The organism is Pseudotabrizicola sp. (assembly GCF_030656345.1).
Lineage (GTDB): Bacteria > Pseudomonadota > Alphaproteobacteria > Rhodobacterales > Rhodobacteraceae > Pseudotabrizicola.
On sequence record NZ_JAUSNR010000002.1, the window covers coordinates 247090 to 265113 of the forward strand.

At 65.0% G+C, this 18024-nt stretch carries 12 protein-coding genes; 4 read left to right on the forward strand and 8 right to left on the reverse strand.

Annotated elements, in window-relative coordinates:
- Positions 1-48 precede the first annotated feature (48 nt).
- The gene (locus tag Q7J44_RS01175) at positions 49-900 is read left to right on the forward strand and encodes a YihY/virulence factor BrkB family protein (protein ID WP_304876204.1); all 852 of its coding nucleotides are present in this window, start codon (positions 49-51) and stop codon (positions 898-900) included.
- On the opposite strand, the gene Q7J44_RS01180 is transcribed toward Q7J44_RS01175, so the two are convergent.
- The 7 genes from Q7J44_RS01180 to Q7J44_RS01210 all read right to left on the reverse strand — a co-directional run bounded on the left by Q7J44_RS01180 (position 884) and on the right by Q7J44_RS01210 (position 9736).
- Positions 884-2419, reverse strand: a complete 1536-nt coding sequence (locus Q7J44_RS01180; protein WP_304876206.1) for a CRTAC1 family protein — start codon at positions 2417-2419, stop codon at positions 884-886. The two genes, Q7J44_RS01175 and Q7J44_RS01180, sit on opposite strands and share 17 nt — an antisense overlap.
- Positions 2416-3723, reverse strand: a complete 1308-nt coding sequence (locus Q7J44_RS01185) for a vanadium-dependent haloperoxidase (RefSeq protein ID WP_304876207.1) — start codon at positions 3721-3723, stop codon at positions 2416-2418. Before Q7J44_RS01185 ends, Q7J44_RS01180 begins: the two co-directional genes overlap by 4 nt.
- Before the next feature lie 10 nt (positions 3724-3733).
- Positions 3734-5035 carry a xylose isomerase gene (xylA, locus tag Q7J44_RS01190; RefSeq protein ID WP_304876209.1) on the reverse strand — a complete coding sequence of 434 codons (1302 nt, stop codon included), beginning with the start codon at positions 5033-5035 and terminating at the stop codon, positions 3734-3736.
- On the reverse strand, positions 5032-6468 hold the full coding sequence (gene xylB / locus Q7J44_RS01195; RefSeq protein ID WP_304876211.1) for a xylulokinase: 1437 nt from the start codon (positions 6466-6468) through the stop codon (positions 5032-5034). Before xylB ends, xylA begins: the two co-directional genes overlap by 4 nt.
- A complete protein-coding gene (locus tag Q7J44_RS01200; protein WP_304876213.1) occupies positions 6468-7229 on the reverse strand; it encodes an ATP-binding cassette domain-containing protein in 762 nt (253 codons plus the stop codon). Before Q7J44_RS01200 ends, xylB begins: the two co-directional genes overlap by 1 nt.
- 10 nt (positions 7230-7239) lie before the next feature.
- Complete coding sequence (locus tag Q7J44_RS01205) at positions 7240-8520, reverse strand: sugar ABC transporter permease (RefSeq protein ID WP_304876368.1); 1281 nt, start codon at positions 8518-8520, stop codon at positions 7240-7242.
- Positions 8521-8710: 190 nt separating this feature from the next.
- Positions 8711-9736, reverse strand: a complete 1026-nt coding sequence (locus tag Q7J44_RS01210; RefSeq protein ID WP_304876215.1) for a substrate-binding domain-containing protein — start codon at positions 9734-9736, stop codon at positions 8711-8713.
- Positions 9737-9949: 213 nt separating this feature from the next.
- On the opposite strand from Q7J44_RS01210, the gene Q7J44_RS01215 reads away from it, so the two are divergent.
- The 3 genes from Q7J44_RS01215 to Q7J44_RS01225 all read left to right on the forward strand — a co-directional run bounded on the left by Q7J44_RS01215 (position 9950) and on the right by Q7J44_RS01225 (position 17139).
- Positions 9950-11230 (forward strand): ROK family protein, encoded by a 1281-nt coding sequence (locus Q7J44_RS01215; protein ID WP_304876217.1) that lies wholly within the window; start codon positions 9950-9952, stop codon positions 11228-11230.
- 201 nt (positions 11231-11431) lie between these two features.
- On the forward strand, positions 11432-13288 hold the full coding sequence (locus Q7J44_RS01220; protein ID WP_304876219.1) for an autotransporter assembly complex family protein: 1857 nt from the start codon (positions 11432-11434) through the stop codon (positions 13286-13288).
- Complete coding sequence (locus tag Q7J44_RS01225) at positions 13288-17139, forward strand: translocation/assembly module TamB domain-containing protein (RefSeq protein ID WP_304876221.1); 3852 nt, start codon at positions 13288-13290, stop codon at positions 17137-17139. Before Q7J44_RS01220 ends, Q7J44_RS01225 begins: the two co-directional genes overlap by 1 nt.
- 23 nt (positions 17140-17162) lie before the next feature.
- Here Q7J44_RS01225 and Q7J44_RS01230 read toward each other — a convergent pair whose 3' ends face one another.
- Positions 17163-17969: an LOG family protein gene (locus tag Q7J44_RS01230; RefSeq protein WP_304876223.1), complete on the reverse strand. Its 807-nt coding sequence runs from the start codon at positions 17967-17969 to the stop codon at positions 17163-17165.
- Positions 17970-18024 lie beyond the last annotated feature (55 nt).

The window sequence follows — 18024 nt, forward strand, 5'->3', positions numbered from 1 at the left end:
TCCCTGCACGTTGCACAGGGGCACATAACCGGCGTAGATGGGCAGATGATGCAGCGGCTTTTCAGGCTATTCGATTTTCTTTCGGCGGTCTGGGGCCGGATCAATGATGGTCACTTCGGCCTTATCGCGGCGGGTGTGGCGTTTTACGCCATGTTTGCGGTGTTCCCCGGCCTTGCCGCCAGCGTCGCGATCTGGGGCCTGATGGCAGACCCCAAGGTGATTGAGGACTATCTGGATGTGGGCGAGCAGTTCCTGCCCGCCGATGCCGCCCTGCTGATCCATGATCAGGTGATGGGCCTGCTGTCCACGCCGCGTGCGACGCTGGGGTGGGCCACCTTTGTCTCGCTGATGATCGCGCTGTATTCGGCCCGCGCCGGGGTGTCGGCGCTGATCACCGGGCTGGATGTGGTGAACCGCGCACCGGCCCGTGGCTGGATCTGGGGCTGGGTGGTCGATATTGCGCTGACGCTGGCGCTGATCTTTGCCATCATCGTCGGGTTGGCGACGATTGTTCTGGTGCCGCTTATCCTGCAATTCATTGACTTTGGTCCGGCGGAAGAGTGGTTTCTGAGCATTCTGCCATGGGTGGCCATGTTCGTTCTGGTGCTCAGCTGCCTGTCGATCCTGTATCACTTCGGCCCGAACCTGCCCTCCGGCAACGGTCGGCCATGGGTGTCTGTAGGGGTGGTGGTGGCGGCGCTGACATGGTCGGCGGTCAGCTTTGCGTTTTCCGCCTATCTGGCGAATTTCGACAGCTACAACCGGATTTACGGGTCTATCGGCGCTGTGGTGGCGCTGCTGATGTGGCTGTATCTGGGGGTTTTGGCGGTGCTGCTGGGGGGCGCGGTGAATGCCGAGCTGACCGCGCCGCGCCACCGGCAGGTCAATCCTCTGGACTGACCGTCACCACCGTGTTTGCCCGCACCTCTTGCCATTCTGTCACCCGGCCATCGGGCCAGATCACCCGCACTTCGGCGCTTTCCGCTTCGCCAAGCCCGAAATGCTGCGACCCCCAGATGCCGCTGACATGGCCGCCGCCGGAAGTGATCTCTTGCCGCTGCAGATGATCACCCGTCCGCACCTCGACCCATGAACCAATGCCCGTGGCGTTCGGCCCCGACTGGCGCAGATCGATGCGGGCCCAGTTGCCGACAGGCCCCGCATTGCGCCAGACCTGCGAGGGTGCGTTGCGGTTGACCACCACCAGATCCAGCGCGCCATCGCCGTTCAGATCCACCACCGCGCCCCCGCGCGCGGCCAGCGTGCTGGCGACCCCGGCCTTGTCGGCGGCTTCCACAAACACCCCGTCTTCGCCCTGCAACAGCAGGTTGTTGGGGTCGGCCATGGCAAAATCGGGCATTTCCCAGACATTGCCCTTGGCCACGAACAGATCCGCCCGGCCGTCATTGTTCACATCGGCAAACTGCGCGTGCCAGCCGGTGGATGGGCGCAGATCTTCGCCCATGAACGGCCGGTGCGCGGTCACACCGCGTGCCCAGGCAATATCGGTGTAATCGGGTTCCGCATCCGGGGCCGGGGTGACCAGCCGTTGCAGCTTGTTGTCGGCCATGCTGGTCAGGTAGAACTCAGGGTAGCCATCGGCGTCCAGATCGGTGCTGGCGATGCCCATCCCCCAGATCCGCAGGCGCTTCCAGCCCTCGGCTTCGGTATACAGGCGCGGGGGCTGACTGGCCTCCAGATGCCACATCTGCTCCTGCCCGCCCTCGTAATACTCGCGGTCATTCGACACCCGCAGCGACTTTTTGCCTGACCCGTTCCAGTCGGTGAACAGCATCGACAGCGCGCAAAAGCTGGGCGTCAGCGCCAGCGGTGCGGCGTAGCCGGTGCCTTCGGGCCGGTGCAGCCAGTTGTCGGTGCACGATCCCCAGGGGTAAGCCTCTTCACGCTGGTTGATGTAATTGCCGATGGCCAGCGTCGGCAGGCTTGCCCCCGTCTCCCACATCGCGGCAAAGGCGGTGGACCATGCGTCGCCGCCGTCAAACCCCCAGGCCTCATTCGCGCGCTCAAAGCGGCAGTCGCCCAAGCCGCGCATCACCACGTTCTCGCCCACCCGCAACAGCATCAGATCGGTAATGCCGTCACTGTCGATGTCGATGGGGTAGGTGCCCGTCACCGCCGCCATCTCGATCCCGGACTCAACAGGCGCAAAGGCCAGTGCCCCACCCGCCACGCTTTGATTGACGAACAAAGCCGCAGGCGCGGTGCCGCCCGACAGCGCCAGATCGGGCAAGGCATCGCCGTTGCAGTCGAACGCCGCCACGCCGCCGCCGACCATGTATTCCCATTCGCCGCTGAACTGGTGCGCCAGACCCGAGGGCCCCGTTTCTTCGACAAACTGCGGCACATCCTGTGCCGCCGCAGGCCCGGCCAGCACCAGACAGAAAACCCAACCCCTCATGCCAATGTCCTTAGTGCCACCGTATGGGCCCCGATGCAGCGGCCCTGATCCAGCCCCTGCTCAATCGCGGCGCGGAAATGTATCCCGCCATACAGCCGCGAAATCCCGGCCTCATTGGCGGCGTCCCAGAAGCTGGCATAGGGCCGCCCGTCCATCCCCTCGCGCTCATGAGTAAAATCTTCATAGGCGTAGCCGTCGCCCAAGGCCGCCGTCAGCACCGTCGCCGCTGCTGCCGAAACGGTGGAATGGCCGGATGGGTATTCGGGAAACGGCGGGGTGATCAGCAGCGGTTTCCACGCCGGGTCGATCACCCGGTTGATATAGGTCACGGGGCGCAGCAGGTTGTATCCGGTCTTTTCATGCCAGCAGCCGATGAAGGCATCGGCCATCGCAACCCCCAAGCGCGCCATCACATCGACGCTGACAGCCAGCGGCAACTGCCGGCGGGTGATCAGATCATTGGCGACATAAATCCAGTGCCCCGGCGGGGTGGAGGACAACATCGGGTCATCCGACCAGAATCGCGCGATCAGCGTCTGTTCGGGGGTCAGCGCGCGGGTCACGGTGTAAACCTCCATGGCCTCGGCATAAAAGGCCGAACCCGGGTCTTCGCTGTAGGTCGGGGGCGGGGGCAGGGCGCAAGCATTGCCCACCGGCATCGCAAAGGGCCGCACATTGCCCCAGTCGGGCAGCAATGGAGCTTGTTGTTGCCGGACCAGACTGGTCGGCACCCATGCCGCCGGGTCGCCGGGCGCGGTGTAGCTTTGCGGAAAGCCCATATTCTCGACCACCGCGCCGCCATCACCGTCGGCCCAGCCGCAGATATGCGCGGCAATCGCCTGCCCCAGCACCGCACTGCGTGCGGCCACATCCGGGGCAAGACCCTCGGTCACCCTGGCATCCAGCGTGCGGGTCATCGTGGCCAGTGCCCGCTGACCCGAAGGGCCGGTGTTGGCAAAGAAATGCGCCACCGCCCCCGACAGCGCCGCCTGCAGTACCGCTGCCGCATCATGCGCGCCTGCGCCCTGCGTAGGCAGCGGCGTCAGCCCGTTCACCTGCCCGGAAAGGCTGGTCATCGCCCCGTCACAGGCCGCCACCGCCTCATAGGCGGTGACCCCCAGATAGCCAAAGGCCCGCGCAGCGACCGGGGGCGAATAGGTTGCCGTGTGCCGCACCAGTTGCAGGGTCAGCTTGTACCAGTTCGTCAGAACCGGCACCGGGTCAGCGGCGGCCATCGCCCGCCCCGGCAACAGCGCGGCAATGCCTGCCGCTGCCCCCAAGCCCAGTACCCTGCGCCGGTCCATCATACCCCCCTCAGATGTACTTGTTCCACAGGTTCTCCAGCCGCTCCTGACGGCCCGATACCGGCTGCGGTTCCAGACCTTCCGCTTCCACCCGTGCGGCCGCTGCTTCCAGCCCGCCGGTCAGCATGGCCTGCGCGGCGGGGGTTTCCCACCCGGCATAGCGGGCGCGGCGGTTGGCCTCCATCTCATCCGACTCCATCATCGCGGCGGCGCATTTCAGCGCCCGCGCGCAGGTGTCCATCCCGCCGACATGGGCGAGGATCAGATCTTCCGGGTCCAGCGACTGTCGGCGGATCTTGGCGTCAAAGTTTGTGCCGCCGGTGGTATAGCCACCCGCGCGCAGAATCTCGTAGAACGCCACCGCCTTTTCGGCGTGGTTGTTGGGAAACTGGTCGGTATCCCAGCCAGACTGGTAATCGTTCCGGTTCATGTCGATCGACCCGAAAATCCCCAAGGCCGCCGCCATCCCGATCTCATGCTCGAACGAATGGCCGGCCAGAATGGCATGGCCCTGTTCGATATTGGTCTGCACTTCCTTTTCCAGCCCGAAGTCCTTCAGGAAGCCGTAGACCGTGGCGACATCATAATCATACTGGTGCTTGCTGGGTTCCTGCGGCTTTGGCTCGATCAGGATCGCGCCCTTGAAGCCGATCTTGTGTTTATACTCCACCACCTGCTGCAGGAACCGGCCCGCGTGCTTGCGTTCCGCCTTCAGGTCGGTGTTGAGCAAGGTTTCATACCCCTCTCGCCCGCCCCACAGCACGTAGTTCTGGCCGCCAAGCTTCATCGTGGCGTCCATGTTCGCCTTCACCGTTGCGGCGGCATAGGCATAAACATCGGGGTCGGGGTTGGTGGCCGCCCCCGACATCCAGCGCCGGTTGGAAAACAGGTTCGCGGTGCCCCACAGAAGCTGCGTCTTGTGGCTTTCCTGCTTCAGGCCAAGGTAGTCGACCATTTCATCCAGATTGCGTTTGCTCTCGGCAAACGTTGCGCCTTCGGGGCGCACATCGGCATCGTGGAAGCAATAAAACGGCGCGCCCAGAATATCGAACATCTCAAACGCCACATCGGCTTTCAGCCGGGCCAGATCCATGCTGTCGCCGAACCAGGGCCGCTGCAGCGTTTGGCCGCCGAACGGGTCGCCGCCGGGCCATGCAAAGCTGTGCCAATAGGCGACGGCAAAGCGCAGATGATCTTCCATCCGCTTGCCCAGAACAATCTCATCCGGGTTGTAATGGCGGAAGGCATATTCGCTGGTGGCGCTTTCGCCCTCATATTTGACAGCGGGGATATCTTTGAAAAAATCGGTCATGTCAGGCCCTTGATGGCAGATTGAGCGTTAAGGTGGCGGGCATGGCCCGCGTCGAAGGCGTCTTTAAGCGCCGGATCGGGGTCGATGACGCGGGCGATGGCGGGCAAGGTGGCCACCTCGGCCCCGGCACCTGTGGCGGCCATCAGCGCCAGCCGTGCGGCCCCAAAGGCCCCACCGAAATCACCCGCCACCGGCACCTGCACCGGGCAGTCCAGCGCAGTTGCAATGGCACGCAACCAGTAGTCCGACTTCGACCCGCCGCCCACCGCCAGCAGAGAGTCCAGTCGGGTGCCGGTGGCGGCCAAGGCATCGCGACAATCGCGGAAGGCAAATGTTACGCCTTCGAGTATCGCGCGCGTTGCCGCCTGCCGGTCGGTCGCATGTTCCAGCCCGATGAACGCGCCCCGGACCGCAGCAGAGTTCAGCGGTGTCCGCTCGCCGCCCAGATAGGGCAGGAACAGCGTCTTGCCGGGCACCTGCAGCGCCCCCAGATTGCTGGTCAGGCTGGCCGCATCGCTGCCGGTCAGCCCCGCAAACCAGTTCAGCGCATCGGTGCAGGCAAGGATCACCCCCATCTGATGCCAGGTGCCCGGCAGCGCGTGGCAGAAGGTATGCACCGCCGTCGCCGGGTCGGGCTGATAGCCATCGTTGGCCGCAAACAGCACGCCCGACGTACCCAGCGACACAAACGCCTCACCGGCGCGCACCACACCGACCCCAACGCCCGATGCCGCGTTGTCGCCGCCACCGCCCGCGATGACCACGCCTGCAGGCAGGCCCCAGCGCGACGCCAACCCGGCGCGCAGAGTGCCAGACACCTCGGACCCCTCCACCAGCCTTGGCATATGATCGCGCGACAGCCCGGTCGCGGTCAGCAGATCATCGGACCAGTCGCGCGCGCCGGTATCCAGCCAGGCCGTACCCGCCGCATCCGACATTTCGCCCACATGATCGCCGGTCAGCCACAGGCGCAGGTAATCCTTGGGCAGCAGCACCTTGGCCACCTTGGCCCAAGTGCCCGGTTCATGCGCCTGCACCCACATCAGTTTCGGCGCGGTAAAGCCGGGAAAGACGATGTTGCCGGTCAGCCGCCGGAACATCGGGTCGTCGTCAAGCTCGGCCGCTTCCACATGGCTGCGGCTGTCGTTCCACAGGATGCAGGGCCGCAGCACCTGATCGGACGCGTCCAGCAGCGTGGCTCCGTGCATATGACCCGACAACCCGATGCCGCGCACCGCACCCAGACCATGCACCGCCAGCGCATCCATCACGGTTTCCGCGGCGGCAATCCAGTCGTTCGGCGATTGCTCGCTCCACCCCTCGTGCGGGCGCTGTACGGTCAGGGGGGCGGTGGCCTCGGCCATCACCTCCTGCGTGTCGGACATCAGAATGCCTTTCAGTCCCGATGTGCCCAGATCCAGCCCGATATACATCAGTAGGCCTTTGCGGGTTTCTTGCCCATGATGATCATGCCCAGAATGTCGTCATCGGTCACATCGCCGACGTTCACCGTGCCGACCCGCTGGCCGTTCTTCATCACCACCGCGCGGTCACACAGGTCCATCACCGCATGAATGTCATGCTCAATCAGGAAGATCCCCAGACCCTGCCGCTTCAGCTCCTGAATAAGCTCGGCCACCATCTGGGTTTCCTGCGGGCCAAGCGCAGCCGTGGGTTCGTCCATGATCAGGATACGCGCGTTGAAATACACCGCCCGCGCAATGGCGACCGACTGGCGCTGCCCGCCTGACAGGGCAGACACCGGCACGTTGAACTTGCGGAAGTTCGGGTTCAGCCGCGCCATGATCTTGCGGGTTTCTGCCTCCATCCGGGCATCATCGACAAAACCCGCCGCCGTCACCAGCTCGCGCCCCAGAAACAGATTCGACGCCGCATCCAGATTGTCGGCCAAGGCGAGGGTTTGATAGATCGTCTCGATGTTGTAGTGCCGGGCGTCGCGCGGATTGCCGATCTCGGCCTTTTCGCCGTTGATATAGATCTCGCCGGCGTCTTTCTGATAGGCACCCGACAGGCACTTGATCAGCGTGGATTTCCCCGCACCGTTGTGGCCCAGCAGGCCCACAACCTCACCCGGATGCAGGTCGATGCTGACGTGATCGACTGCCTTGATCCCGCCGAAGGAAATCGAGATGTCGCGCATCTCGACCAAGGGGGTTCCTGTGTTCGTGGTCATATCTGCCTCCTCACTTCGTGCGGGCGCGGTAAAGGTTGTCGAGATAGACGGCGAGCACCAGAACCATGCCCACGACGATCCGCTGAATCGCGGCGTCAAAGCCGATCAGCACCATGCCGGATTGCAAGGACTGCATCACCAGCGCGCCAAGGATGGCACCGTAAATCGTGCCCACACCGCCAGCCAATGACGTGCCGCCAATGACGGCTGCCGCAATCACATACAGCTCGTCCAGCGTGCCAAGCGCGTTGGTGGCCGAATTCAGACGGGCCGAGGCGATCACCGCCGCAATCCCGGTCAGCGCGCCCATCAGCGCAAAGATCTTCATCGTCATCCAGCGGGTGTTGATGCCCGCCAGCGCTGCAGCCTCGGGGTTACCGCCGATGGCAAAGACATAGCGGCCAAAGCGGGTGCGGGTCATCAGCACGGTCATCAGAATGCCGACGCCCAGCATGATCAGTACCGGAATGGCAAAGCCGTGCGAGACAAAGGCATCATCCGGCAGATCCATCTGGCGCAGAATGCCGCGCGGCAGCGGATAGGCGTTCATCAGCAGCACCGTCCCGATGATCGCGCCACAGCCGATGGCCCCCAAAGTCACCTCTGCCCACATCGGGCGCAGCGGGAATTCGTGCTTCACCCGCTGTTTGCGCCCGTTCATCAGCATCCAGACCACCCCGGCACAGGCCAGCGCGCCGACAATCCAGCTGCCGGTCGCGCCCACATTGCCGCCGGGGCCACCACCCAGCAGCGCGAATGTGCTGTCGACCGGCGAAATCGTCTTGCCACCGTTCGAGATGAACGCCATCCCGCGCCAGACCATCAGCCCGCCCAGCGTGACGATAAACGACGGAATGCCGCGATAGGCGATCAGCCAGCCATGCAGCGCGCCGATCAGCGTTCCGAGAATGATCCCGGCAATACACGTGATGATCCAGATCGACCAATGTCCCAGCCCAAGGATCTGCGGCAGCACATCCACCTGCAGGATGCCCATGGTCATGCCGGTCACGCCGATCATCGACCCGACCGACAGGTCGATGTTGCGGGTGATGATCACCAGCACCATCCCCGTCGCCATGATCCCGATGCTGGATGTCTGCACCGACAGGTTCCACAGATTGCGCGGGGTCAGGAACGCGCCATTGCCGTTCACGATGGCCCCGTACATGTGAAAGCCACCCCAGATCAGCATCAGGGCGGCCAGCATGCCCAGCAGGCGGGTGTCAATCTCGGTGGCGGCCAGAAAGCGCTTTACCGGGTTGCCGCTGACGGCCGCCGAGGCAGGCATCGCGGGGGGGGAAGTAAGGGGAGTCTGGGTCATGGCATCGTCCAACGCTATGGGGGACAGGGACATCGTGCAAAAACAGCAGCCCGGTGCGTGGCTTGGGCCACGGGACCGGCAACGCGCGTATCAGGCGGTCAGGATGTCGTAAAAGGCAGGCGCGGCGACCGTTCGGGCCGCCGCGCCAGGTCAGATCTTATTCGCAGCCGACAACGCCGGCAGCAGCGCCTTCGCAGGCAGCGGCCTTGGTGATGTGCCCTGCGTCAATCGCGGCGTTCAGGTTTTCCTTGGTCAGTGGGGTTGGCGCCAGCAGGATCGCGTTCATCTCGATCCCCTTTTCGCCGTCCGAGAACTTGGAAGCGCCTTCGATCGAGTCCAGCGCGGCACCCTCTGCCAGAGCCGAGGCGATTTCGCCCGCAGCCTTGCCCAGCTGGCGCGCATCTTTCCAGACCGAAACGGTCTGGGTGCCACGGGCCACACGGTTGATCGCGGCATGGTCGCCATCCTGGCCACCAACCGGAACGGTCAGGCCCTGTGCGCCCAATGCAGCCACAACGCCACCGGCCATGCCGTCGTTCTGGCTCAGAACCGCGTCAACGTCGTTGTTGTTGGCGGTCAGGATCTGCTCCATGTTCTTCTGGGCATTTTCCGGCTTCCATCCATCCGAGAAGGCCTCGCCGACGATGGTGATATCGCCCGCATCAATCGCAGGCTGGATCACCGACATCATGCCTTGCAGCAGGAAACCGGCATTCGGATCGCCCGGATCGCCCTTGATGATGGCATAATTGCCGGTCGGGGCCTGTGCAAAGACGTTTTCGGCAATGATCCGGCCCACGCCGACGTTGTCGAACGTGAGATAGAAGGTGCGGTCATCTTCGATCAGACGGTCATAGCCGACAACCGGAATGCCCTCATTCGCGGCAGCCTCGATGGCCGGTGCGATGGCGTCCTTGTCCCAGGCGTTGATGATCAGCGCGTCAACGCCCTGAGCGATCAGCGCTTCAACGTCGGTCAGCTGCTTGGCCGAAGACGATTCAGCATCAGCCGAGACGTATTCGTTGCCAGCGGCTTCCAGTGCGGCCTTGACGGCGGCCTCGTCGATTTTCCAGCGCTCCTCCTGAAAGCTCCCCCAGGAAACGCCGATCTTTTTGCCCTCTGCCAGTGCAGCAGAGGAAAACCCCGTCGCCGCGATCACGGCGAGCACGATTGCATTACGCATGTGTATCCTCCCTATGGATGCAGCCAGCGTATGGCTGGTTCGGCAGATTCGCCGAGACGGGCAAAAATTGCCCTTATTAATTTCAGTTGTCAAAATAAAAATTATGTCTGAACCTGCCGATGCGCAAAGAACTGGCCTTCAATTGCTGCTTTGCAGCAATTTTCAGACGGTATATGTGCAATCGCAGGGTGAATTTGTTAGGGTGTCGAAGAAATGCTAACGCAATATGCAGCGGGCGACACGAGCGACGGACGCAAGGGCGTGGGGCCGCTGATCCCGCCGCTGTCCGATACGCTGCGCCCCCTGCGCCAGCAGGTGTTCGAATGCGTCCGCGCCGCCGGGCTGATTCCGCGTGTGCAGGTGGCGAAAGATCTGGGCGTCAGCCCGGCAAGCGTGACCACCATCACCTCGGACCTGATCGACTCAGGGCTGATCGAAGAAGTCGCAGCCCCGCCGCGCGACAGCGAAACCGTCCGCGGTCGTCCGGCGGTGGCGCTTGGGGTGCGCGCGCAGGCGCACCGCGTTGCGGGCATGAAGATTTCAGACCGCGAGCATACCGCCGTCATCGTCGACTTTGCCGGCACCCTGATTGCCGACGATTCCATTCCCCGCCGCCCCGGCCCGATGTCGGTGGCCGAGCTGCTGGATGCCATTGAGGCCCTGCTTGACCGGGTCTGCGCCAAGGCGGGGGTCGCGCGGGCCGAACTGTCCGGCATCGGTGTCGGCGTTCCGGGCTTTGTCGACAGTGCCGACGGGGTGGTGCTGTGGTCATCGGTGCTGACCGACCGCACCGTCCCGCTGGCGGCACTGGCCAGCGCGCGTCTGGGGCCGCCGGTCTGGATCGACAACGATGCCAATCTGGTCGCGCTGGCCGAACTGTGGTTCGGGGCAGGGCGGGGTCTGTCAGATTTTGCCGTTGTCACCATCGAGCACGGCGTCGGCATGGGCTTTGTGATGAACCACCGCATCTATCGCGGCTCGCAACGGCTGGGGCTGGAACTGGGCCATACCAAGGTGCAGCTGGATGGCGCGCTGTGCCGCTGCGGCCAGCGCGGCTGTCTGGAGGCTTATGTCGCCGACTACGCCCTTGCGCGTGAGGCGACCACCGCGCTGAACTGGGGCCACAAGGAGGGGCAGAGCATCACCGTCCTGCTGGAAAGCCTGTATGACCACGCCAAGGCTGGCAATGCCACCGCGCGCAGCATCTTCCGCCGTGCCGGGCGCTATCTGGCAGTGGGCCTGTCCAATGTGGTCAACCTGTTTGACCCGGCGCTGATCATCCTGTCTGGCGAACGGATGCGCTATGATTACCTCTATGCTGCCGAAACCCTGGCCGAGATGGACAACCTGACCATCAACACCGGCCGCCCCCGCCCGCCGATCGAAATCCACGCCTGGGGCGACCTTCTGTGGGCGCATGGCGCGGCGGCACTGGCGCTGTCGGCGGTCAGCGAAAGCCTGCTGTCGGCCAACCGCGACATCGCCGCGCAATAGTTTTTCTGCCCCCGCAACCGCATGAAATGTCACAGGACAATCCGCACTGCGTCATTTGGGCCATAGTGGCGGAAAGACGCTAAATGTAATCGGCGAAATGCACGGATTGATGTGCAGTTGATTGCACATCCAACCGCCTGTTGCGATAGTCAGGCCAACCCCCCGTGAGGTTTCCCCCCATGAGTTTCCCATGAGGTTTCAGTGACCCAGCGCAGACCCCTCTTCTCCCGCTTGCCCTTCGTGGCCTGCCTTGCCGTCGCGATGACGCTGGGCCAGACCGGCCACGCGCTGGACCGGGTGCAGTTCACCGTCATCGGCTCTGGTGGTGATACCGATCTGGGCGAGGCGCTGCGCAACGCCTCGGCGCTGCTGGCGCTGGAAAACGGCGAAGATCAGCCCGATCAGGTGCTTGCCGCTGCCCGCGCCGAATATGGCCGTCTGATCGGCGCACTTTATGCGCAGGGATATTATTCAGTCGTCGTTTCTGTCTTGCTGGACGGGCGCGAAGCGTCGGCCATCGCCCCGCTCGACGCGCCGCCGCGCGTGTCTCGGATTGAGGTGCGGGTTCAGCCCGGCCCGCAGTTCCGCTTTGGCCAGACCGCCATCACCCCCCTGGCTGGCGGCACCGAACTGCCCGACGGCTTTGCGCCGGGCGAGCCTGCGCAAAGCGGGCTGGTGCGGCAGGCCGTCACCGCAGGCGTTGACGGCTGGCGCGCGCAGGGCCACGCCAAGGCCCGCGTCACCGGGCAGGATGTGGTCGCTGACCACCCCAACCGCACGCTGTCGGCCCGTGTCGGCATCGACCCCGGCCCGCGCCTGCGCTTTGGCCCGGTCGATGTCACCGGCAACCAGCGCACCCGCGAAAACCGCGTGCGCAAGATCGCGGGTATCCCGCAGGGCGAAACCTATGATCCGGCCGATGTGGCCCGCGCCGAAGACCGCCTGCGCCGCACCGGCACCTTTGCATCGGTCACCATCACCGAGGATGAAGGCATCACCCGCCCCGATCTGCTGGGTACCACCATCACCGTGGTTGAGGAACGCCCCAGAAACCTCAGCTTCGGGGTTGAGGTATCCAGTCTGGAAGGGCTGGATCTGACCGCCGCCTTCATGCACCGCAACCTGCTGGGCGGGGCAGAGCGTCTGCGGCTCGAAGGCTCGGTCACCAATATCGGCGCCAGCCGCATCGGCGACGGCTACAATGGCATGGACTATGGCCTGCGGCTGACCATCGACCGCCCCGCCACCCTGACCCCCGACACCATCGCGCGGTTCTCCAGCGAGATCCGCCATCTGGATGAACCGGATTTCCGGGCCGATCAGGCCCGGCTTGGCATCGGGTTTACCCATATCTTTTCCGACAGCCTGACCGGCCGCGTCGATCTGTCCTACAGCTTCATCGACGGCACCGAAATTTCCGAAGACCGCAGCAGTTTCAACGATTTCCGCTTCCGCAGCCTGTCGCTGCCCGTCGCCCTGACTTGGGACCGCCGCAACGACCGGAACGACGCCACCCGTGGCTATTTCATCGAGGCAGAGGTCAAGCCCTTCCTCGGCTTCGGCACCACCGGGTCGGGCGTGCGCGCCACCGCCGATCTGCGCGGCTATCGCGGCTTTGGTGAGGATGACCGTTTTGTCGTCGCCGCCCGGATACAGGCCGGCATCGTCAGCGGGGCCGGTCTGCTGGAAACGCCGCGCGATGATCTGTTCTACTCGGGCGGCGGCGGCACCGTGCGGGGCCAGCCGTTCCAGTCGCTGGGGGTAAATGTGCTGCGCAGCGCCGACTCCTTCAAGATCGGCGGCAATCATTTCCTTGGCAGCTCGCTTGAGCTGCGCACAAGGGTCACCGGCAATATCGGTCTGGTCGGCTTTGTCGATGCGGGCCGCGTCGATGTGGGCAGCTTCTTTGATCCGGCGGGCGACTGGCACGCCGGGGCGGGCATCGGTGTGCGCTATGCCACCGGCTTTGGCCCGATCCGGCTGGATATCGCAGGCCCGGTCGGCGGCACCACCGGCAGGGGCGTGCAGCTTTATGTCGGTCTGGGGCAGGCATTCTGATGCGCTGGCTCCTCCCCCTCGCCCTTATCGTCGCCCCTTGCATGGCCGTCGCACAGGATGACGAACCGCTGACCGAGGCGGAACGCACCGATCGCGGCACCATCGTCGGCTTTCTGGAAGACAGCCTGTCCGGCGCAGGCCGCCAGATCACCCTGCGCGGGTTTCAGGGCGCGCTGTCATCGCGCGCCACCGCCACCCAGCTGACCATCGCCGATGACGACGGCATCTGGCTGACCCTGAACGATATTGTGCTGGACTGGTCACGGTCTTCCCTGCTGGCGGGCCGGGTGCAGATCAGCGAGTTGACGGCGGCTGAAATCATCGTCGCCCGCGCGCCGCTGTCGGATGACACGATCGCCGCGCCCGAGGCATCGGGCTTTGCCCTGCCGGAATTGCCGGTGTCTATCAACATCTCCAGCCTGCAGGCCGACCGTGTGGTGCTGGGAGAATCGCTTCTGGGCCAGCCGGTCGAGGGCAGCATTCAGGCCTCGGTCTCGCTCGCCGGGGGCAAAGGCGCGGCGGATCTGACGATTCTGCGCACCGATTCCGGCCCGGATGGCCGGATCGAGCTGTCCGCCGCTTACGCCAATGCAACCAACGAACTGTCGCTGGCGCTGAACGCGGTTGAAGATGCGGGCGGCATCGCGGCCACGCTGCTGGACCTGCCCGGCGCGCCAGCGGTGGCCCTGCAGATCAACGGCGAGGGCCCGCTGGACAACTTCACCGCCACTGTCGCGCTGACCAGCGATGGTGCCGAGCGTCTGGCCGGAACCGTTACCCTGCTGGGAACGGAAGAGGGCGGGACACAGTTCAACGCCGATCTGGGCGGCGATCTGGCCCCGTTGTTCCTGCCCGAATATGCCGCCTTCCTTGGCGATGCGCTGACCCTGAACGTCACCGGACAGCGCAGTGCGGCAGGCCGCATCGACCTGTCCGCGCTTGACCTGCGCGCCCGGTCGGTCGAGTTGCGCGGCCAGACCGTGATTGCCGCCGATGGCCTGCCCGAGGTGATTGCGCTGAACGGATTTCTGCGTGACCCCGATGGCAACCCGGTCGTGATCCCCGGCTTTGATGCCGGGGTATCGGTCCGCGCCGCCCGGCTGGAGGTCGCCTACGACGCCCGCACCGATGAGACATGGCGCATGGTGATCGACGCCGAAAATGTGGTCACCACCGACGTGCAGATCGCGCGGGCCGACCTGCGCGGCTCTGGCCGGATCTCGCGCTCTGCCGTGGGGCGGGTGATCGGCGGCAGTTTCACGCTGAACGGCACCGGCATTACCTTGCAGGACCCAAAGCTGGCGATGGCCATCGGCGACAGCGTCACCGCATCAACCCGCCTGTTCTGGCAGGAAGGCTCTGGCGTCATCCGCGTCGGCGCGCTGGATCTGGCCGCCGGGCCGGTCACCCTGTCGGCAGGCGGCGAGATTTCGGGTTTGGGCGAGGGCTTCCGCACCCGTGGCCAGATGCGCATCGACGCCAGCGATCTGGCCCCGCTGTCCGGCCTTGCCGGGCGCAGCCTGTCGGGGCGCGGCACCATCACCGCCGAAGGGCAGGGCAGCCCGCTGGGCGGCGATTTCGACGTGCAAACCCGGATCGACGGTCAGAACCTGACCGTCAGCATCCCGCAGGCCGACAACCTGCTGCGTGGCCCGTCCAGCATTGCACTCGATATCCGCCGCGACACCACCGGCACCGTGCTGCGCAGCTTTGCCGTCCGCGCGCCCTCGCTTGCCGCCGATGGCTCTGGCACCGTGACCTCTGACCTTGCCGATCTGACGCTGACCCTGCGCATGGATGACCTGTCGCGTCTTGGCCCCGGATATGGCGGTTCCATCAGCGGAGACATGCGGCTGTCCGGCCCGCTGACCAGAGGTCAGGCCCGGATTGATACCGACCTGACCGCCTCCGCCCTGCGCGTGGGCCAGCCCGAACTGGACCGGCTGCTGAGCGAAACCTCGCAGGTTTCCATCATCGCCAACCTGATCGACAATACCCTGATCGTGGAAGAACTGAACGTCACCGCCCCCGGCGCCAGCATCGCCGCCACCGGCACGCTGGCGACCGCTGGCAGCGATGTCACGGCACGGCTGGCCCTGCAAGACCTGTCTCGCCTGCGCGCGGGCCTTGGCGGCAGCCTCGCCGCCAACGCGACCTTCACCGGCACCGCCCAAACCGCCAGCCTGACGTTGGACGCCACCGCCAACGCCCTGCGCACCGGGCAGGCGCAGGCCGACCGGCTGCTGGCCGGCGATTCCGCCTTCAATGTCGCCCTGCGGCTGGAGGATGGGCTGGTACGGCTGGATGACCTGACCCTGACCAGCCCGCAGATCACCGCCAATGCCACCGGCCGACTGACCGGCACCGCGCGACAGATTGACCTGTCGGCCCGGCTGGCCAACCTTGGTGTGCTGCTGCCGGAATTTCCCGGCCCCGTCACCCTGTCGGGCACGGCGGTGGACACCGGCACCGGCTATACCCTTGCGCTGACCGGCACCGGGCCGGGCAGCATCGACGCCCGCGTCGCGGGCCAGATTGCCAGCGATTTTGCCACCGCCAACCTGACCGTGCAGGGCACGGCGCAGGCGGGCCTCGCCAACCCTTTTCTTGGCAACCGCGTCGCCTCCGGCCCGCTGGGCATCGACCTTGCGCTCAACGGACCTGTTGCGCTGTCGTCGCTGTCGGGCCGTGTCAGCCTGTCGGGCGGCAGCCTCGCCGACCCGGCCTTGCCGTTTTCGCTGCAGGGGCTTGATGCCACTGCCACCCTGTCGGGCGGCTCTGCCCAGATCAACGCCGCCGCCAATGTCTCGACCGGCGGTCGCCTCGCGCTCAGCGGCCCCATCACGCTCACCGCGCCCTATCGCGGCGACCTTGCGCTGACGCTGTCCAGCGTCACCTTACGCGATCCGCAGCTGTACCAGACCCTTGCCAACGGCCAGCTGCGCATCACCGGACCGCTGACCGGTGGCGCGCTGATTGCAGGCCGCATCGCCCTGCCGCAGACCGAAATCCGCATCGCCCCCACCGGCCTTGGCGGGCAAGAGCTGATTGACGGGTTGCAGCACATCGGCGAACCCGCCGCCGTGCGCGAAACCCGCCGCCGCGCGGGTCTGATCGGCCAGCCGGGTGCCACGGCCCGCAGCGCCGCCGCGCGCGCCTTTGAGCTGGATATCGAAATCTCGGCCCCCAACCAGCTGTTCATCCGGGGCAGGGGGCTTGATGCCGAACTGGGCGGCACCTTGCGCCTGACCGGCACCACCACCGATATCATCCCCTCGGGGTCGTTCGACCTGATCCGGGGCCGGCTTGATATCCTTGGCCGCCGCCTGACCCTCACCGAAGCCTCGCTTCAGCTTGAGGGCGATTTTGACCCCCGCCTGCGCGTTGTCGCCAGCAGCGAGAATGACAATGTGACCAGCTCTGTCGTGATCGACGGTTCAGCCAATGATCCGGAGGTCAGCTTCACCTCCAGCCCGCAACTGCCGCAGGAAGAGGTGCTGTCGCAACTTCTGTTTGGTCGCCGTCTCGACTCGCTGTCCGCACTCCAGGCGCTGCAACTGGCCAATGCCGTCGCTACCCTCGCCGGTCGCGGCGGCGAAGGGATCATCAGCCGACTGCGGCAGGGCTTCGGGCTGGACGATCTGGATGTGCAGACCGATGCCGAGGGCGGGGCGCAGCTGACCGCTGGCAAATACCTGTCGGAAAACGTTTACTCCGAGGTGGTGGTTGACCAGAGCGGCCAGAGCCAGATCAACCTGAACCTAGATATCAGTGACACGGTCACGCTCAAAGGCCGGGTCGGGGCCGACGGCAATACCGGCATCGGGTTGTTCTACGAACGCGATTACTGACGCTCAGGGCAGACGGCGGGCGCTCAGCGCCAGCCGTCAATCGCCGTCACCGCCTCTTCCGCGGTTTCCACAAACTGAAACAGCGCCAGATCTTCCGGGCTGATCGTTCCGGCCTCGGCCAGCGCGTCCCAGTTGATGATCTTTTCCCAGAACGCCCGGCCGAACAGCAGGAACGGGATCGGCTTCATCCGCCGGGTCTGAATCAACGTCAGCGCCTCGAACATCTCGTCCAGCGTGCCGAATCCGCCGGGAAACACGCAGATTGCCTTGGCCCGCATCAGGAAATGCATCTTGCGGATGGCAAAGTAGTGAAAGTTGAAACACAGGTCCGGCGTCACGTAAGCATTCGGGGCCTGCTCATGCGGCAGCACGATGTTCAGGCCAATCGACTGGCCCCCAGCCTCATGCGCGCCCAGATTGCCGGCCTCCATCACACCCGGGCCGCCGCCGGTCATGATCACATTCTCGCGGCCATAGGTTTCCATGCTGCGCTGGGTCATCAAACAGGCAAACTTCCGTGCCTCGTCATAATAGGCTGACAGCGCCGACAACGCAGGCGTCCGCCCCGCCTCTGGCGTGGGCGGTATCCGCGCGCCGCCGAACAGCACGATGGTTGATTCAATGCCGCGTTCATCCATCACCATCTGCGGTTTCAGCAATTCCAGCTGCAACCGCACCGGGCGCAATTCCTCACGCGTCATGAAATCCGGGTCGGCAAAGGCCAGCCGGTACGCAGGGGCGCGGGTCTGCATCGTATCGGGGCACAGGTCTGCCGCTTTCACGTCCTCGACCGAGTCGCGGAACGGGTGGGCGCGGGGTTCGTCTTTCATAAGATGCTCTTGCATTGCGTGAAACTCCTCCAAGCCTTATAGGCAGGGCGCAACA